Raw genomic sequence first — 18,308 nt, 5'->3', positions numbered from 1 at the left:
TCTCTTTAGTGCTAAATATAGTGACAGTGTTGATAATCAAACAGGGATTACAGGAGGCGGTGATGCTCGAACTCCTTTAGCTGGAATCGCAATTATAGGTAACGGTGCTAATTCAACAACTCAAGGTAAATGGCAATATAACACCGGTAGTGGTTGGCTTGATGTACCTGATACTTTAAGCGATAGTTTAGCTTTAGTTTTACCTGAAAATGCGAACTTACGTTTCTTACCGAATACCAACTTTAATGGCACTCCCGGACAATTAACCGTCCGATTATCCGATGGTACAGCATTTGTAGCGAGTACCAATAATGGGGATTTAAAAGATATTAGCAGTATTTTGGGGGGTGTTAATGGTTGGAGTGCTAATAATACTAATTTAACTACTTCCATCAATGCCGTTAACGATGCACCCATTGCCTCTGCCAGTTCATTATCTATTGAGGAGGATACCACTAATCCATCTGGTTCAACGGTTAATAGTCTTTTCGTTGGTAGCTTTAATGATAGTACTGATAACGTACCAGGTGGCTCTTCTGCTAACAATCTGGCTGGTGTAGCTATTGTGGGTAATGTTGCTAATTCTATAACTCAAGGTACATGGCAATATTTTAACGGTACAACTTGGGTTGATGTTGGTGCTCGCAATGCTACTAATGCCCTGATTGTCTCCTCTACTCACGGTTTACGTTTTGTACCAGTAGCGGATTATAATGGATCGGATGCCACTTTAACGGTTCACTTAATTGATGATAGTTCGGGTATAGTCAATACGGTTACTACTGTTAACTTAAGCGGTATCGGGGCGACAGGAGGCACAACAGTTTATAGTGGAAATAGTGTTCTACTTACCAGTAATGTTACACCTAGTAACGATCCTCCTACCTTAGTTGTACCCAGTACACAAACTCTCAGCAGTGGCACAAGTATAACTTTCAGTCAAGGTAATAGTAACGCCATTACTATTGATGATTTCGCTGATTTAAGTAACAATGGCGTTGATAATTTTACCGTTACTCTTAATGTTACTAACGGTGGAAATCCTTATGGTACTTTAGCTTTAGGTAGCAGCTCTGGTTTAAGTGTTAGTGGTAATAATAGTGCTACTGTGACTTTAACTGGAACAAAAGATAATATTAATAATGCCCTTAATGGTTTAGTTTATACTCCAGTTAATTCTAATATTGATTTATCGATTAATCTCAATGTATTAGTTAATGATCTCGGTAATGGTTCATCTGTTTTAGGACAAAATCCTTTAACAGCAACTAATAACATTACCATTCATGTCAGTAATATTAACGAAGCTCCGGTTGTAACGAATCCTTCAACTATCACAGCAACGGAAGATACTCCCTTTTATTTTAATGGTACTAATCTCATCTCTTTTAATGATCCTGATGATTTTGGTACTACTATGGAAGTCACTATTTCCGTCAATAATGGTACTTTAACTTTAGGCACAACTGCGGGATTACAGTTTATCGGTAGTAATGTTAACGGCACAAGCACGGTAAAATTCAGAGGCAGCGAAACAGCACTTAATACCGCCTTAGCCTCCTTAAGTTATCAAGGTAATCTCGATTATAATACCCTTGGCACAAGCAAAGATGTCTTAAATATCGCTATTAATGACTTAGGAAATACAGGTACAATTAACGGTGTGCTTGGTGCTTCTAACATTGTCAATCAGACGGTAAATATATCTGTTACCCCCGTCAATGATGCACCCATTATTATTAATCAAGCAACATTACCATCGATAGATGCTATTGACTCTACGAATATTAATCCCATAGGCAAGTCGGTTTCTAATTTATTGAATGGTTATTATAGTGACTCCAAAGACAATGTAATTGGTGGTAGTTCTTCTACACCTCTGGCAGGTATTGCAATTGTTAACAACCCAAATAACTTAGTTCAAGGTAAATGGCAATATACTAACCCCACAGGTAACGTATGGTATGATGTTCCCACGAATATTAGTACTTCAAACGCATTTGTATTGCCTAGTGGCGGAAATTTACGCTTTTTACCGACGGCAGGTTTTAGTGGCACTCCTGACGGATTAACAATTCACGTCTCTGACGGCTTAAACTTCCAAGCCAGTAGCCTAACTAGCACCATGGCTCTCAAAAATATTAGTAGTGAATTGGGAGGTAGTAATGGTTGGTCATTGAATACTACCACTATCACAACTCAAGTCAACAGAATGAATACTCCTCCTGTGATTAATGAGCTTGATGGAGATGTTACTAACTATCTGGTTAATGCTGTACCGATAAAAATTGATCAAGTATATAGTCCTTTTGCATTAGCAACCATTTCTGATTTTGAAGGCTTGAAAACTGGAGGAACTTTAACTGTATCTTTAAAAGGTTATGGAGTTAATACCAGTGCAGATGTTCTTGGTATTAATAACTCCTATTTAAGTGGTTTTGCTCAAATCCAGTCTAATAGTAACGGTACTTTAGTTATCGCATTTACTCAAGCTCCCACTGTAGCACAAGCCAACGCCTTGATTCAAAATATTACCTTCGGTAGTACTAATAAATTAGGAGTTCGAGCCATCGATTTTACAGTTAATGATGGAGAGACTAACAACAATACCTCGAATACGGCTACAGCTTTTATTAACGTCATCCCTACCGGAGTTAGCTATTCTAGTGTTTTGATAGGAGATGCTAATGGTCAAGTACGAAGTGACATTCTTAATGGTACAAGCAGTCATGACATCTTAAATGGACGTGGAGCAAATGACATTCTTTACGGTTTCGATGGTAATGATATTCTCATTGGTGGGGATGGAAACGATCGCCTTGATGGTGGTAATGGGGATAATATTCTGATCAGCACTACGGGTAACAACACTTTTATCAGTGGTACTGGTAAAGATACTCTTATTGGTGGCACAGGGAACGATCAGTTTAATAGTGGTGCAGGTAATGATTTCCTCACTGGTGGATTAGGGGCAGACACTTTAACCGGCAGTACGGGAGCAGATACTTTTGATTATATTAATGGCAAACATTCTTTACTAGGTACGACAACAAGTCCAGCATTTGATCTGATTATGGATTTTAACGTTAGTCAGTTAGATAAATTAATGGTGTCTAGTATTCCTAGTCGTCTCACTAATCTAGGAACAGTATCTAGTCTTACAGAATCAGGCATTCAGTCGATCTTAAAAACCACAACTTTTTTAGCAAATGATGCGACTCTGTTTAAATTTGGTAGTCGGAACTTTTTGGCTATTAACGATAGTGTGGTGGGATTTGATTGTACCAAGGATACTCTTATAGAAATAAGTTTTACGGGAACTTTAACCAACAGTATCTTCACCGTTCCTACTTAGACGGGAAGGTTCTTTTACATAATACATTGCCCAAAAAAATCCGCATTTTAAAGCAATTTTAGTCAAAACCAGTGATACTTTTTCAGCAGACTCTAATTATTGACATTCATCTTAATTTTGAGAAAATAAAAAAAGTAAAACTTTCCATTATAACAAAAAATATGTTATAATGACTGAAGAATGAAATTAATAACTCAAAGAATTTATGAATATTCTCCATAAAACTCTCGTAACCCTTGGTGTAATAGGTTTAGGCTCTGTTAGTGTTTCTCCAGCCTTTGCCGGAGGTAATTGCTGTGGAGCTTATGCTAGTGGTAGTTCTGCTATCGTCCTGATGAACGGGGCTAGTCAATCCGTTGGTGCAGAAGTATCTCTTCCTCTAGGTACTTATTTCACTGGTGGTGTATCAGTTCCTCTTGCCGGTCAAGTTGATGGTGCTGTAGTTGTTACTCCCACTCTTACGACCCCTGGTGATGCGGCTGATCCCCAGACTGGTTTAGCTATTAATAACCAAGATTTTGCGGAATTGGTTGTGGATCCGGGCTTACCTGACTCAGTAACAGCACTTTCTCCAGGTGCTAGTACTAGCTTTACGGCAGCAGCAGCGGCCCAGTTAGATGCTTTAGATTCCACCAATCCAGACGAACTTTCGGCTGTTGTTTCTATCATCCGTGCTGGTGCTGGAGTTGACGGTTTAGACTAATTTAAGTTTTTCAGGTAGTATAATACTAATTTAATGAAAAAAATAAGGGCGATCGAATATTACCTTCTGGGTATTTTAACATTGATCATCCCTGGGTATCATGGGGCATTAGCTCAAAGTACCATAACCACAACAGGAAGTTTTAGCCCTAATCAAGCAACGGCTACAGGTAGTGTGGTGATTTTTACTCCTACCACTTCCTCTACTGTCGGTTATACCCAAACCATTAGCGGATCAATTACCTTACCTTTTGCCTCTTTTAACGGCCCTTTATTAATAACTCCTTCCATTACAGGTTTTGTAGCTCCGCCATTGGTAGATAGTTTAACCATCAATCCAGGAGGTATTAACTTTTTTGCTCCACCCATAACTTTAGAAGCCCAAACTGCTCAGATTCTTTCGGGTTTAAGTCCTAGTTCCGATTTATCAGATATTGTCTCTATTATACGAGCTAATTCTAACCTACTTCAAGGATCTAGCAACGCTCCTCAAGCTAGTGCAACAGGTGCAACAGTATTACAAATGCCTGATGGTTCTCTTCAAACTGTTAGTGGAGAAATTTATTTGCCTAATGGTTTATATTATGAAGGTGCATCCTCACCCTTAGATGCTGGTTGTGGTTTTGGTAGTGGTTGTTTAGTAATCAGCCCAACCGTAGAAGCTATTCCTGAAGATCTAACGGGAGAAGCCTATCGAATTACGCAATTGATCATCGATCCGGGGTTTGCCAATATCGCCTTATTTCCTTTCACTTATAATTTGAATGCCGCAGCCGCTCAAGTTCTCAGTGGTGTAGATATAACTACCCAATTATCGGATGCAGTATCTATTATTAGAGCAGGAAGGAGTGCCAATGGTCCTTATTCTACGGCCATACAAGCTAGAGCTACAGGTACAGCCATGATTGAAAACCCCGATGGTTCAACCCAAACTATTAGCGGAGAGATTAGTTTACCGGCAGGATTATACTATGATGATCCTCAAGGGAATAATCCTAACTGTGCTGGAAGTGCTTGTTTAACTATTTTACCTAAAATCAAATGGAATGATCTTACAGGTACGGGGGCACAAGCCAACTCAACTTTTATTGAATCCTTAACGATTAATCCAGGATTTGTACAACCCGGAGATCCGAGTTCTCCTACAGCATTTGGATTACCTAGCTCTTTTGATTTTAATGCGGCTGTTGCTAATATCCTTTATCGTTACCTAGACGAACCAGGAGATCAATTAGCTAATATTGTCTCAGTAATCAGAGCGGGAGCAGGAAGTGGAAGTTTATCGCCTAATCGTCCTAGTGCAAGGGCTTCTGGTACTGTAATGATTAAAAATCCTAACGGTGCTAGTCAATCAGCCTCAGGAGAGATTAGTTTACCTGGGGTTCTTTATTATGAAGGTAGCCTTTTGGCTGGATGTACTGGTGGAGAAGCCTGTTTCGTCATTACTCCCTCAATCCAAAATATTCCTAATCTTAATTCAGATGATCCTAATTTACGCTTTGTGCAAAGCCTTTTAGTTGATCCCGGTTCTTCAAATGATCCCAATACCGTTCGTGGTTGGGATTTTGAAGCAGCGACAGCTGATGCTTTACTGAAAGCTACAACGTTACAAGAGCAGGTATCAATTATCCGTGCTGGTGCGGGTAGTGGTTTAGAGTAGTCGTTCTTTTAACTATAATCAACAATTAATAGTAATTCTAATTAAGAATAGAACAGTTTATCAAGCTGAAATATCTATTTAATAAGGCTTATATAATTTAATAGTGTCTCAGTCTTAAGTTAAATAACTATAAATTGTTAATTTTATAGTTGAGTTTTTGGTAATTACAAATAAAAAAAGGAGACAAAATTTGCAGAAAGATCATCTTTGGTATTTCTACATAATTTGATTTGCGACAATTAATTAAACTTAAAACAAAAATATAATTTCTAGAGGTAAATATATATGGCTTTTACTTTTAACCTCACTAATGTTGATGATCTTATCAGTTTTACTGGTTTTAGTGATCTAGAACTAATTATCTACGGACTACTGGGTAATGATTCCATTATAGGTGGGACTGGTACTAGTAGTACGAATCTTATTGATGGTGGTGTCGGTAACGATACTCTTGTTAGTTCTGGTGAGAATAGTACCCTCATCGGTGGTCTTGGTGATGATAGCTTAACCGCTAATGGAAATTTGAATCAAAATTTGAGTGGTGGTGCTGGTAATGATATTTTAACCGCTAGTGGAACTACTAATATCCTTGATGGTGGCATCGGTAATGATAGTTTAAGTACTAGTGGTGGAACTACTAATACCCTTACGGGAGGAACCGGTGATGATACCTTAATTGCTAATGGTGGAACTACTAATACCCTCAATGGTGGTACTGGTAATGATACTTTAACCGCTAGTGGAACTACTAATATCCTTGATGGTGGGGTGGGTAATGATAGTTTAACCGCTACTAGTGGGGATAGTACCCTTACTGGTGGTGCTGGTAATGATACCTTAACCGGTTCTGGAACTACTAATACCCTTGATGGTGGTGTCGGTGATGATAGTTTAACTGGTTCTGGTGGAACTAATATTCTTACGGGAAGTGGTGGGAATGATACCTTAACGGCTACTAGTGGTAGTAATAATATTCTTACGGGAGGTGTTGGTGATGATATTCTCACAAATAATGTTGGACAAAGTACCCTTGATGGTGGTGCCGGTAATGATAGCTTAACTGGAGGTACAGCTTCTGATACCTTAGTTGGTGGTGCCGGTAATGATACCTTAACTGCTAATGGTGGGAGTGATACCCTCAATGGTGGTGCCGGTAATGATACCCTCGATGGTGGTGCCGATAATGATACCCTCGATGGTGGTGCCGGTAATGACAGCTTAAGCGGTGGTGATGATAATGATACCTTAATCGGTAATACTGGTAATGATACCCTCGATGGTGGTGCTGGTAACGATAACCTCGATGGTGGTACTGGAAATGATACCTTAAGCGGTGGTGCCGGTAATGATACCTTAATCGGTGATGCGGGGAATGATACTCTCGATGGTGGTGCTGGAAATGATACCTTAGTTGGTGGTGCCGGTAATGATACCCTCTTCGGTGGGGATGATGATGATACCCTAAGCGGGGATGCGGGAAATGATACTCTTGATGGTGGTGCTGGTGATAATACCTTAAGCGGTGGTGCTGGAAATGATACCTTAATCGGTGGTGCTGATGCTGATACCCTAAGCGGGGATGCGGGAAATGATACCCTCTTCGGTGGTGCCGATGCTGATAGCTTAAGTGGTGGTGATGGTATTGATACCTTAATCGGTGGTACTGGGAATGATACCCTCTTCGGTGATGCGGGGAATGATACCTTAAGCGGTGCTGATGATAATGCTACCCTAAGCGGTGGTGTCGGTAATGATACCTTAAGCGGTGATGTTGGTAATGATAACCTTGATGGGGGTATTGGTAATGATACCTTAATTGGTGGTGATGGTACTGACAGTTTAAGTGGTGATGTCGGTAATGATACCTTAATCGGTGGTGATGGTATTGATACCTTAACTGGTGGTGCCGGTATTGATACCTTAACCGGTGGTGCTGGTGATGATATTTTCAACTATACAAACTTAACTGATTCTCTGTTAGCTAATCGTGATCGAATCACTGATTTTGATGTTAGTGCTGATAAATTCCGAGTTTCTACTATACCCGGGCCGGTTAATAATACTTTGTCAGTTGTCACCGGTTTAACTCAATCGGGTATTGCGGCAGTATTAACAACTGGTAATTTTGCAGCCAATAATGCGGCTACTTTTACTTTTGGAAGTGGTACTTATTTAGCTATTAATGATAGCACACCCGGATTTGATGCTACTACAGATGCACTCATTAACATCACTGGGATTACAGGTGGTACATTAAGTACAAGTAACTTTACAACCTAAGGTATGAGGTGGCTAGATAGTGCCAAAGCCCACGATATTTTATAGAGCTTTTTGTATAAGTTTCTATAAAATATTGGGTTCATACCTATCTGTGTTTATTTATGGCTTTCTAAAACTAATATAGCATTTCTCAATCATGTCTTGTCTTTCTGATACATTTATGCGGAATAAAACGGTACATACCGTAATAAACTCTTAACCTTATTCCTTTGTGCCTTCTATGCGTCTTTGCACCTTTGCGAGAGAAAAATCAACCTTGATAAACAGGAAGAGAAAAACTAAAAATAGCACCTTGAGAATGATTTTCTGCCCAAATTTTACCACCGTGAGCCTCAATAATTTGACGACAAAGATATAAACCTAAACCAGTGCCTTTTGCTTGTCGATCGCTGTTAGACTGGTAAAATCGATCGAATAAAAAAGGAAAATCCTCTGGTTTAATACCCGAACCATAGTCTAATATTTTAACAAGGGGCTTAAGCCCATTGCCTTGAGAAGATAAAATAATTTCGATGCGATCGCCCCGTCGAGAATGATTAACAGCATTGATAAGTAAATTTGTCAAGACTCGCTTTAACTGAAAAGCATCCCCATTAACCCACAAAGATTGACGAAAATCCGAATCACCGTAATTGAAGGTAAGGTAAACCTGATTTGCTGAGGCTAAGGAAGTCAAACTGTTAGCGACTTCTTCCACTAAAACCGTTAAATCTAAAGGAGATAGTCTCAAATTTAAGCCTTCTAAGTCATTGCGATACACATCTAATAAGGTATCCACTAATTGTAAACTGGATTGATGAGACCGAATCATAGTAGCTAAGACTTTTTCTTGAATGGTAGTAATCTCTCCAAATTGCTTATTCTGAAAGGCTTTGATGGTTTCGATCGCACCTAGTAAGGGTGTTCTCAAGTCGTGGGTGAGGGTAGAAGCAAAATCCTGTCTTAATCCGACTAATTCTTCCTGAGATTGTAGCTTAGTTTGTTGCTCGACTATTTTTTGCTGATAGATGCGGTTACGGTTACTTAACCATCCTGTAACGATTAAAGAGAGAGTCGTAATTAACCGATTGGCAAGGGTTGGTAATTCAATAACAGTGCCGATATGCACATACAAGTTAAGCAGGGTGAGGAATACGGAGATAATTGTGGCGATTAAGGTTGCTTTACCTCCATAAAATACATTGACTAATAAAATTCCACCAGTGTAAAGATATCCAAAGACGTAGGCTGGAGAAGTGGTAAATTCCAGGGTGATAACGATAATGAATAAGAAAATAATGAGAAGGTTTTTTTTCTCGCAAAGGCGCAAAGACGCAAAAGTTTTGTTCATGAGTTTTAGATTAAGATAAAAGATAATAGAAGTTAAATTTTATGAATATTATTTTTGATTCGGTAAATTATGGATTTATACTTGCAATAATTATGGGGTTTTTATTGCTATTAATCGCAATTATTACCGCCATAGCCCCTGATTTATTAGGTGAAGAAATCAACCGCAAATTATCTATTCTTAATATTCCTATAATTGGTGTTATTTTTTCTCTTTTTGGCATCGGAAAACTACCTTTAATCTTTCTCTTGGGCATTTATCCTTTTATCATTGGTATTATTGGCTTAACAGGTAATCTTATTTGTTTATTATGGTTAAATATTAATCCTTCTTTACCTATTCCTTATTTAACTGTCCGTTTTATTGGTCTTTTTTCTACTATTATTTTTATCGATATTGTTGGTAATTTAAGACAAATTCTTCGCACTCATACTGTACAATTAATTCCTGAACGTCTTATTGGTATTGAAGGAGAAGTTTCTCGTATCTTAGCTAATGATATTTTAGAAGTCTCTGTTTACGATGAAATTGGCAGATTTTCTCTTCATGTTTTTTGCCTTCCTCATTCACCGGCTATTGACATAGATTTTCACATAGGAAATAAAGTTTATCTAGTAGATTTTCTTGAACCAAATTATTATTCTGTTGTTAAACTAAATAGTATAGATCATTTAAAGTTAAATAACTCTCATTCTACCCACGATCATTTATTAAATCCCAAAGAAAATTAACCAAAAATTTACAATTTAGTAATATAAATTAATAAAAATTAACTATCTTGTTATCAAAAAGGGTTGAAGAAAATAAAATTTATCATTAACTTGGTTTCCTGACTTAATTAATAATGTAATTACAAAAAAATATTGATTCTTTTTCGATTAATTGGAGATAAATATTATGAATCCCAAAATACAATTAACTCTCTTATCTCAAATCAATTCTCCCCAACAAATTATCGCTGTTTCCCCTAATCCTCCCGTTTTAGCTCAAACTAATTCTTATAATAATAATTCTCTAAATTGGCTATTACCTGTAGGAATTTTTGGTGGTGGTTTAATTGTTCTCGTTATTTTTACTTACCTACTATTTGCTAAGTTTTATCGAGTTTGCAATACTAACGAAGCCTTTGTTATTTCTGGACCTGTTCGTAATAAGCAAGTAATTACACGGGCTGCTCTTTTCTTCCCGGGCTTTGAAACTATTACTATTGTGTCTCTAAATCAAGTAACTGTACCAATTAATCGAGGTAATACAAGAGAAAAACCTTTACGCACCAAAGATTTACTCAAGGCTATTTTTAACGGTAGTTTACAGGTGCGTGTCTTTCCTGAAGAAAAAAGCGTTTTGAATGCGGCTATGTTATTGGGTGCTGGTAAACGGGGAGAAAAAGAAATTTTGGTGGGGGAAAATGAGATCAAAACCCGTGTTAATGATATTTTAGAAGGGCATTTGAGAGATGCGGCCGCACAAAGTAATTTAGGTGAATTACAAGGAAAAGTTGACACTGTTACTACTTATCTGCGAGAAAAAGTTAAAGTCGATTTGGAGCGTTTCGGCTTGGAGTTATTAAATATTGCTATCACTAATATTGATGAGTTAAATGATTATGATGAGAAAAATTATCTTGATTCTCAAGCGGTTGTAACTCGTGAATCTATCGTCCAAAAAAATCTTAAGGAATTAGAGCAAGTGCGTCAAGAGACACAAACTCAAATTGCGGAATTACGCTTAACGGAAACGGAAAAACAATTAGCGGCTGAACGCTCTCTCACTGAAAAAGAATTGCAAAATACATTAGCAGTGGAGCAATTAAAGGCAGAAAATGCCCGTCAAGTCTTGGAAATCAAGGAAACTGAACAAGCTAAACAGGAGTTAATTAAAGTACAAAAAGCTCAAGAAATTCAAGAGGGTAAAATTATTAGTGAGCAATTATTACAAGAAAAAGAAATTCAACAACAACAGGCTATTCAAGAAACTGAACTCGATCGACAAATTGCGATTACACTAAAAGATCAAGATTTAAAAACTCAACAAATTCTTACTCAACAAGCCTTAAAAGAAAAAGATATTGAAAAACAAGTCGCTATACAACAAGCGGAAATAGGCAAAGAAGTTGCCTTAAGACAGAAAAATCAGGAATTAGCTTTAGCTGAAAAAGCCTTGATTGAAAAACAAAAAGAAGTTGCGATGGCAGAAGTATTGAAAGAAACGGCTATCAAAACAGGGGAAGAAAATCGGGTGAAAGAATTAGCTTTAATTACCGCACAACGTAATAAAGAGACGGCTTTAATTGCTAAACAGGGGGATTTAGAGCAAAAACGCTTAGAGGCAGAAGTGGAAAAAGCGATCGCCCTTGAAAAAGCGGAAGCAATCAAAACTCAGGCGGAGGCTAGTTTAGAAGAGGCATTGAAAAAAGCCCAAGGGGAAAAAGCAATGATTGAAGCTCAAAATACTCTATCAACTAAAGCAATTACCATTCAATTAGCAGAAGAATATATGGGACAATTTATTCAAGTATTGCCCGAAGTTGTCTCCGCTTTAGCACCTCAACCCGGTGTTTTAGGTAGTAATCCCATTATTTTAGCCGGAGGTAATCAAAATGGACAGGATGCAGGAGAAGCCACTAAATTAGTGATGGCAACCAGTGCGATCGCTCTTATTAGTCAGATGTTAAAAAATCCAAAATTGAGCGATTGGGGTAATAAATTAATTGATTCCCTGTCAGATTCTCATTTTACTGCTCAATCAAATTACAGTAATGAAATTAACTCAGAAGAAATAGAGGATAATTTTAACTAATGGGGGAGGTTTTTCTCTCGCAAAGACGCAAAGGGTTTTAAGGTTGGTTGCATAGTTTGACATAAGGAATATTTATTTTTTCATTTGTTTTCTGATTACCCAAATGACAAATAAAAATCCAATGCTTAATAAGGCTATTTTAGATATGGGTGCTATATATTTTTCTATTAAAGTATAATTTTCACCCAAGAGATAACCGGCAGTTGTTAATAATGAAATCCAAATTAATGTTCCAATAGTAGAATAAATTATAAAAGAACTCATTTTCATATTATTGATTCCCGCTGGAAGAGAAATTAATGTTCTCACCCCAGGTACTAATCTTCCCAATAACACAGCTATATTTCCGTATCGGTTGAACCATTTATTGGCTTTTTGAATATCACCCCCAGAAACAAAAATCCATTTTCCGTATTGGTTGGCTAATTTTTCTAATTTTGATTCATCAAAAATTCGTCCTAAATAATACCAAGGAAAAGCTCCTAAAATTGTGCCAATGACTCCAGATGCGATCGCAGGAACTAATCCCATTTGCCCTTGAGACACGGAAAAACCTGCTAACGGCATGATTAATTCCGAGGGAATCGGCGGAAATAAATTCTCTGAAAACATTAATAAAGCGATTCCCACATATCCCAAAGAATTCATTGTATTTATAATCCATTCAGTCATAACAGATAAAATATCCTCTTAATTTTAGTAATCATTAATCTGAATCAAGTTTAATATTATTGCATCTGATCAGCATCTTTATTTGGTCTTGAGTATGGGGAAACTAGAACTTTATCAACTCTAGTGCCATCCATGTCAACAACTTCAAAACGCAATCCTTCTTGTTCAAAATATTCCCCTGATTGTGGTACATGACCTAAACAATACATCATCAATCCTCCGATGGTGTGGAAACGATCAGTATTTTCATCGGGTAAAGATTCCAGATCAAATAAATCTTTTAACTCATTGATGTCAAGCCCACCATCTAATAACCATGAACCGTCTTCCCTTTGAATGATTAAAGGTTCTTCGTAGTGATCTAAAGATGGTATATCTCCTACTATGGCTTCCATTAAATCATTGAGGGTAACTAAGCCTTCAATACCTCCATATTCATCGGTTACTAAGGCAATATGAATCCCAGTTCTTTTAAATTCTTCGATTACACTAAGAGTACGAGCATTTTCGGGGATATAAAAAGGTGGTTTCATAATCTTGCGTAAATCGATTTCTTCTCCCAAAAGTTGGGTAGTTAGTAGATCTCTTGTTCTAATCACTCCTACACAATTATCTAAACTACCTTCCCCCACTGGAAAACGAGAATAACTATTATTGATTACTTCTTGTAAATTTTCTTCTAGGGATGATTCAATATCTAACCAAACCACATCGAGGCGAGGTGTCATCATGGCTTTAATAGGGCGATCGCCTAGCTGAAATACTCTTTCTACCATATCATGTTCTGTTTCTTCAAACATCCCTGATTCTGCCCCTTGTCTAATTAATACTTTGATTTCTTCTTCTGTGAGATCAGGTTCATCAGAAGCCTTAATACCCAATAAATTGAGGAGAGTATCCGTTGAGATACCTAAAATATTCACTAAAGGAGTTGTTAAACGAGAAAGAAATCCCATGGGAGGGGCAATGAAACAGGCAATTTGTTCGGGTGCGTTAAGGGCAACTCTTTTTGGCACTAATTCACCAATAACAAGAGATAGGTAAGTGATAATGGTAACAACAATACCAACACTAATGCCTTGACTATAGGGCTGTAAAATAGGGATACCATCAAAGACAGGTTTTAACCTTTGGGCTAGGGTTGCACCCCCTACTGCACCACTCAAAATTCCAATCAAAGTAATACCAATTTGTACCGTAGAGAGAAAATCATTGGGATTATTTGCTAATTTAAGAGCGACTCTTGCATTGCGATCGCCACGTTCAGCTAACTGCTCTAATCGGACTTTTCGAGCGGATACCACAGCAATTTCAGAACCTGAAAAAATGCCATTAGCAAAAGTTAATAAAAGAATCATGAAAATTTCGATAGCAAGAGAAGACATTTTGAGTAAAAAAAGATAAATAAATATTTTAAGTATAAATTTATCTGCACCTAGTTGGGATTTAGCTTTACATACTGCAATTTCTTTTCTGATTAATACAAATTAACTGATAATCACGGATTAAGGTTTGAGTTTAAAACTTCTTCTCCGTGATTTGCTGTTTTGTATTCTTCAACAGTTAGTTATTAATTACAGACAAAGAATAGCGTTAATTTATTCTCCGTAAGCCTCTTCACCATGTTCTTTAATATCAATACCTTGAAACTCATCTTCATCAGTAACTCGCCAAGGCATAATTGCTTTAATGATTTGAAAAATAATAAAAGTACCAACAATAGCAATCACATAAGCAACTATAACAGACGCTATTTGAATTAAAACTTGTTGTGGATTACCCGTTATCAAACCATCTTTTCCGGCAGCATTAACTTCAGTGGTAGCAAATACTCCTGTAAGAATAGCTCCTACTGTTCCCCCTATTCCGTGAACAGGAAAAGTATCTAGGGCATCGTCAATACCTAATTTTACTTTTAAACTAATAGCAAAGAAACAACAAACTGCCGTAATACTACCAATCAGAATTGCACCAATGGGAGTCACAAAACCTGCGGCGGGAGTAATTCCGACTAAACCGGCCACAGCTCCAGTTGCCGCACCCACTGCTGTTGGTTTACCACGCAAAAACTGTTCTAATAGAAGCCATGTTACCATTGCGGCGGCGGCGGATGTGTTAGTAGTAACAACTGCGGCTACTGCTAATGGACCAGATGCTAAAGCACTACCACCATTAAATCCGAACCAACCAAACCATAATAATCCAGCACCTAAAAGAATAAAAGGTACATTATTCGGTGGAGAAGTACGTTCAGGATAAGTGGTACGTTTTCCAATTAAAATAGCCAAAACAAGGGCAGAAGCACCAGATGTAATATGCACTACTGCTCCCCCAGCAAAATCTAACGCTCCTATGCCACCATATAAGCCTAATAAACCGCCTTTAGCCCATACCATGTGAGCCATAGGACAATAGACAACAATTAACCATAATATGACAAACCATGTATAAGCCTTAAAACCAACTCTCTCTACAATCGCACCAGAAATTAAAGCCGGAGTAATGACAGCAAACATTCCTTGATAAATCATAAAGGCTTCATGAGGAACTGTTGGAGCATAAGATACTACCTCAGCTGGTTCTGTTCCTACTAAATAATCAGTAGTTTCAAGTCCTACATTGTTTAAAAATGACCATTCTAAACCGCCAATAAAAGGCGATCCAGGAGCAAAAGCAAGACTGTAACCAAATAAAACCCAAATAACACCGACTACACCCATCAAAAGAAAGCTCATCATTAAGGTATTGAGAATGTTACGTTTAGCGACAAACCCACCATAGAAAAACGCCAAAGCCGGTGTCATTAGCATCACTAAACCAGTAGATACTAACATCCATGTGGTGTCAGCAGATATTTGAGCATTAGCGATCGCATCTTCTAATTCTCCAGCTAATGCTGGTTCTAAAGGATAAGCTAAAATTAAGAGGAAAAGAATAACCAGTAAAGGAAAAAAGGCTATTTGTTTCATTGTTTTTTTTTATGTTAACAAGTAATTATAGGCAAACTTATACAGAATAATTATGTATCTTTAAATACGGAATCATTTTAAATAATTAAGTTTCAAAAAACTTTCACATTGATTATTTAATTTAGGTAAAATTTGAGACTGTTTAGATAAATGTTTAGAAAAAATAAACGCAAAGTTATACGTTTGTTTAGAGACTTTTGGAGTTAAGTTTTTTAAGATTTAGTTAATGAATTTTATTTTTCTTAACTTATGGGGCAAGGATTTTTACAAATTATTTTAACCCTTGTGTTAGTGGTGATCATCACTCCCTTACTGGGTAATTATATGGCTCGTGTATTTTTAGGAAAACAGACTTTTCTTGACTATTTATTAAAACCCATAGAGAGTCGGTTATATCCTTTATTTGGGTTACGAATGCTCGAAGCAACTAACAGCACTGGTTTACAGTATGTCAAGGATGTCATCGCCAGTAACTTAGTTATGGGTATTTTAGTTTATCTAATCCTTATGACTCAGGGATTTTTACCCCTTAATCCCACTAATTTATCTGCACCTAGTTGGCATTTAGCTTTACATACTACTATATCTTTTCTCACTAATACTGATCAACAACATTATTCAGGGGAAACTACTTTGAGTTATACTTCTCAAGTCTTAGCTTTAGGGTTTTTAATGTTTACCTCGGCTGGTACGGGGTTAGCGGTGGCGATCGCATTCATTCGAGGTTTAACAGGGCAAAGATTAGGCAATTTTTATGTGGATTTAACCTTAGCTATTACTCGGATTTTATTACCTATATCTATAGTAGGGGCGATCGTGCTACTTATATCAGGAGTACCCGAAACCTTATTTCCACCAGTGACAGTAACAACCTTAGAAGGAGCAAATCAAGTAATAGCTGTTGGACCTGTCGCTCATTTTGAGATAATAAAACAATTAGGGGAAAATGGAGGCGGTTTTTTTGGCATTAACTCAGCACACCCTTACGAAAATCCCAACCCTTTCTCTAACCTAGTGGCAATATTAGCGATGATGAGTATTCCCACCTCTTTGATTTATACCTATGGAATATTTGCCAACAATAAACGTCAAGCATGGTTAATATATTGGATGATATTTAGTATATTTGCCTTTTTGATTATAATAACCGCAGTAGGAGAATATCACGGTAATCCTCTTGTTAATAATAACCTTTTAGGAGAAAGCCAACCAAATTTAGAAGGGAAAGAAGTCAGATTTGGATGGAGTCAAACCGCCTTATGGGCAGTGATGACAACTAGTACAATGTGCGGTGCAGTCAATGGAATGTTAGACTCCTTAATGCCTACGGGGGGATTTAGTACCATGTTTAACCTATTTTTACAGATAATATGGGGAGGACAAGGTACAGGTACGGCTTACATCTTTATTTACCTGATTTTAACAGTATTTTTGACAGGATTAATGGTAGGAAGGACACCCGAATTTTTAGGACGAAAAATCGAAAAACCTGAAATCGTCTTAGCCAGTGTGATTTTATTAGTGCATCCCATCGCTATTTTAATCCCCAGTGCCATCACCTTAGCCTTTCCCGAAACCTTAGCCGGAATAAGTAACCCCGGCTTTCATGGCTTGTCTCAAGTCGTATTTGAATATGCTTCCGCCGCTGCTAATAACGGTTCAGGCTTGGAAGGATTGGGAGATAATACCCTTTGGTGGAATCTTAGTGCAACTTTTAGCTTAATATTGGGTAGATATGTACCGATAATTGCCTTATTGCTGTTAGCCGATAATATGTCACGGAAACAACCAGTACCTTTAACTTCTGGTACATTACGGACAGATACAGTTTTATTTACCAGTATAACCGCAGGTGTGATTTTGATATTAGGTGCATTGACGTTTTTTCCTGTATTAGCTTTAGGTGCGATCGCAGAGGGTTTCCAATTAGCTGGATGAGCTATCCTATAGATATTTTAGGCAAAAATCATCTTTTTTGTGAGAGTATTTTATCTCAATTAACATGAACAATTCAGAAAAAGACGCTATTTTATTTGAAATAATAACTCCTCTTGGTTTTGTAGTTAGGACAACTGTAGGTTATTGGAATATAATTTCCACCGTTAAACATCCAATTATGCAAAACCGATTAGAAGATGTTATGCAAACTTTAATGTCACCAGATGAGATTCGTGTTAGCAAAAATGATGAAAAAGTGTTCTTATTTTATCGAGCTGATGGTAATAAAAGATGGGTATGTGCAGTATCCAAAAAGCTAGAAATTGATGGATTTTTAATAACAGCATATCGCACCAGTGCAATTAAGGAGGGAATTTTATTATGGCAGAAGTAAGACAAATAAAAGTTTTTTATGACTCTATGGGAGATACTTTAGTTGTCTGGTTTGACAATCCTGAAAATGAGTATGAGGTAGAAGAAACAGGTAATGAAGTCATTTTAATGAAAGATAAAAATGGTAAAGTTATCGGTTTTGAAAAGTTAAATTTTTCCTCACAAAATAAGTCTTTACCTATAGCTTTTGAAACTTTAGCTATTTAACTA

Annotated in this window: 13 protein-coding genes; 9 read left to right on the top strand and 4 right to left on the bottom strand. The window is 37.2% G+C overall.

The features are described from left to right. The 4 genes from FWJ34_RS01175 to FWJ34_RS01160 all read left to right on the top strand — a co-directional run. On the top strand, positions 1–3,355 hold a 3,355-nt coding region (locus FWJ34_RS01175), incomplete at its 5' end, for a bluetail domain-containing putative surface protein (RefSeq protein ID WP_308253456.1). 205 nt (positions 3,356–3,560) lie between these two features. Beyond that, on the top strand, positions 3,561–4,058 hold the full coding sequence (locus FWJ34_RS01170; protein ID WP_308253454.1) for a hypothetical protein: 498 nt from the start codon (positions 3,561–3,563) through the stop codon (positions 4,056–4,058). Between the two features lie 33 nt (positions 4,059–4,091). Beyond that, a complete protein-coding gene (locus FWJ34_RS01165; RefSeq protein ID WP_308253453.1) occupies positions 4,092–5,717 on the top strand; it encodes a hypothetical protein in 1,626 nt (541 codons plus the stop codon). Positions 5,718–6,002: 285 nt separating this feature from the next. After that, positions 6,003–7,997 carry a calcium-binding protein gene (locus FWJ34_RS01160; protein ID WP_308253452.1) on the top strand — a complete coding sequence of 665 codons (1,995 nt, stop codon included), beginning with the start codon at positions 6,003–6,005 and terminating at the stop codon, positions 7,995–7,997. A gap of 250 nt (positions 7,998–8,247) precedes the next feature. Here FWJ34_RS01160 and FWJ34_RS01155 read toward each other — a convergent pair whose 3' ends face one another. Then, complete coding sequence (locus FWJ34_RS01155) at positions 8,248–9,327, bottom strand: HAMP domain-containing sensor histidine kinase (RefSeq protein ID WP_308253451.1); 1,080 nt, start codon at positions 9,325–9,327, stop codon at positions 8,248–8,250. 41 nt (positions 9,328–9,368) lie between these two features. On the opposite strand from FWJ34_RS01155, the gene FWJ34_RS01150 reads away from it, so the two are divergent. Continuing rightward, positions 9,369–10,058 (top strand): hypothetical protein, encoded by a 690-nt coding sequence (locus tag FWJ34_RS01150; RefSeq protein ID WP_308253450.1) that lies wholly within the window; start codon positions 9,369–9,371, stop codon positions 10,056–10,058. Positions 10,059–10,224: 166 nt separating this feature from the next. After that, positions 10,225–12,126, top strand: coding sequence for a flotillin domain-containing protein (locus tag FWJ34_RS01145; RefSeq protein WP_308253449.1), 1,902 nt, complete (start codon positions 10,225–10,227; stop codon positions 12,124–12,126). A 72-nt stretch (positions 12,127–12,198) separates the two neighbouring features. Here FWJ34_RS01145 and FWJ34_RS01140 read toward each other — a convergent pair whose 3' ends face one another. The 3 genes from FWJ34_RS01140 to FWJ34_RS01130 form a co-directional block, all read right to left on the bottom strand. After that, on the bottom strand, positions 12,199–12,798 hold the full coding sequence (locus tag FWJ34_RS01140) for a DedA family protein (RefSeq protein WP_308253448.1): 600 nt from the start codon (positions 12,796–12,798) through the stop codon (positions 12,199–12,201). Between the two features lie 56 nt (positions 12,799–12,854). After that, the gene (locus FWJ34_RS01135) at positions 12,855–14,183 is read right to left on the bottom strand and encodes a hemolysin family protein (protein ID WP_308253447.1); all 1,329 of its coding nucleotides are present in this window, start codon (positions 14,181–14,183) and stop codon (positions 12,855–12,857) included. A 213-nt stretch (positions 14,184–14,396) separates the two neighbouring features. After that, complete coding sequence (locus FWJ34_RS01130) at positions 14,397–15,767, bottom strand: ammonium transporter (protein WP_308253446.1); 1,371 nt, start codon at positions 15,765–15,767, stop codon at positions 14,397–14,399. A gap of 249 nt (positions 15,768–16,016) precedes the next feature. Between FWJ34_RS01130 and kdpA the strand changes: the two genes are divergently transcribed. The 3 genes from kdpA (at position 16,017) to FWJ34_RS01115 (ending at position 18,305) form a co-directional block, all read left to right on the top strand. Then, the gene (kdpA, locus tag FWJ34_RS01125; RefSeq protein WP_308253445.1) at positions 16,017–17,705 is read left to right on the top strand and encodes a potassium-transporting ATPase subunit KdpA; all 1,689 of its coding nucleotides are present in this window, start codon (positions 16,017–16,019) and stop codon (positions 17,703–17,705) included. A gap of 64 nt (positions 17,706–17,769) precedes the next feature. Continuing rightward, positions 17,770–18,099 carry a DUF4258 domain-containing protein gene (locus FWJ34_RS01120; RefSeq protein WP_308253444.1) on the top strand — a complete coding sequence of 110 codons (330 nt, stop codon included), beginning with the start codon at positions 17,770–17,772 and terminating at the stop codon, positions 18,097–18,099. Beyond that, positions 18,087–18,305: a DUF2283 domain-containing protein gene (locus tag FWJ34_RS01115; protein ID WP_308253443.1), complete on the top strand. Its 219-nt coding sequence runs from the start codon at positions 18,087–18,089 to the stop codon at positions 18,303–18,305. The genes FWJ34_RS01120 and FWJ34_RS01115 overlap by 13 nt, the downstream gene beginning before the upstream one ends. Positions 18,306–18,308: the final 3 nt, after the last annotated feature.

Source organism: Geminocystis sp. GBBB08 (assembly GCF_016743215.1).
In the GTDB taxonomy this organism is placed as follows: domain Bacteria; phylum Cyanobacteriota; class Cyanobacteriia; order Cyanobacteriales; family Cyanobacteriaceae; genus Geminocystis.
The sequence above is the reverse complement of the archived record's forward strand: the minus strand, read 5'-3'. Positions and strand labels throughout refer to the sequence as shown.

What these genes read in the sequence shown, in the direction of transcription:
- kdpA (WP_308253445.1), top strand. Translation starts at nt 16,017, where the DNA reads ATGGGGCAAGGATTTTTACAAATTATTTTAACCCTTGTGTTAGTGGTG.
- FWJ34_RS01130 (WP_308253446.1), bottom strand. Translation starts at nt 15,767, where the DNA reads ATGAAACAAATAGCCTTTTTTCCTTTACTGGTTATTCTTTTCCTCTTA.
- FWJ34_RS01120 (WP_308253444.1), top strand. Translation starts at nt 17,770, where the DNA reads ATGAACAATTCAGAAAAAGACGCTATTTTATTTGAAATAATAACTCCT.
- FWJ34_RS01135 (WP_308253447.1), bottom strand. Translation starts at nt 14,183, where the DNA reads ATGTCTTCTCTTGCTATCGAAATTTTCATGATTCTTTTATTAACTTTT.
- FWJ34_RS01145 (WP_308253449.1), top strand. Translation starts at nt 10,225, where the DNA reads ATGAATCCCAAAATACAATTAACTCTCTTATCTCAAATCAATTCTCCC.
- FWJ34_RS01140 (WP_308253448.1), bottom strand. Translation starts at nt 12,798, where the DNA reads ATGACTGAATGGATTATAAATACAATGAATTCTTTGGGATATGTGGGA.
- FWJ34_RS01155 (WP_308253451.1), bottom strand. Translation starts at nt 9,327, where the DNA reads ATGAACAAAACTTTTGCGTCTTTGCGCCTTTGCGAGAAAAAAAACCTT.
- FWJ34_RS01165 (WP_308253453.1), top strand. Translation starts at nt 4,092, where the DNA reads ATGAAAAAAATAAGGGCGATCGAATATTACCTTCTGGGTATTTTAACA.
- FWJ34_RS01150 (WP_308253450.1), top strand. Translation starts at nt 9,369, where the DNA reads ATGAATATTATTTTTGATTCGGTAAATTATGGATTTATACTTGCAATA.
- FWJ34_RS01115 (WP_308253443.1), top strand. Translation starts at nt 18,087, where the DNA reads ATGGCAGAAGTAAGACAAATAAAAGTTTTTTATGACTCTATGGGAGAT.
- FWJ34_RS01170 (WP_308253454.1), top strand. Translation starts at nt 3,561, where the DNA reads ATGAATATTCTCCATAAAACTCTCGTAACCCTTGGTGTAATAGGTTTA.
- FWJ34_RS01160 (WP_308253452.1), top strand. Translation starts at nt 6,003, where the DNA reads ATGGCTTTTACTTTTAACCTCACTAATGTTGATGATCTTATCAGTTTT.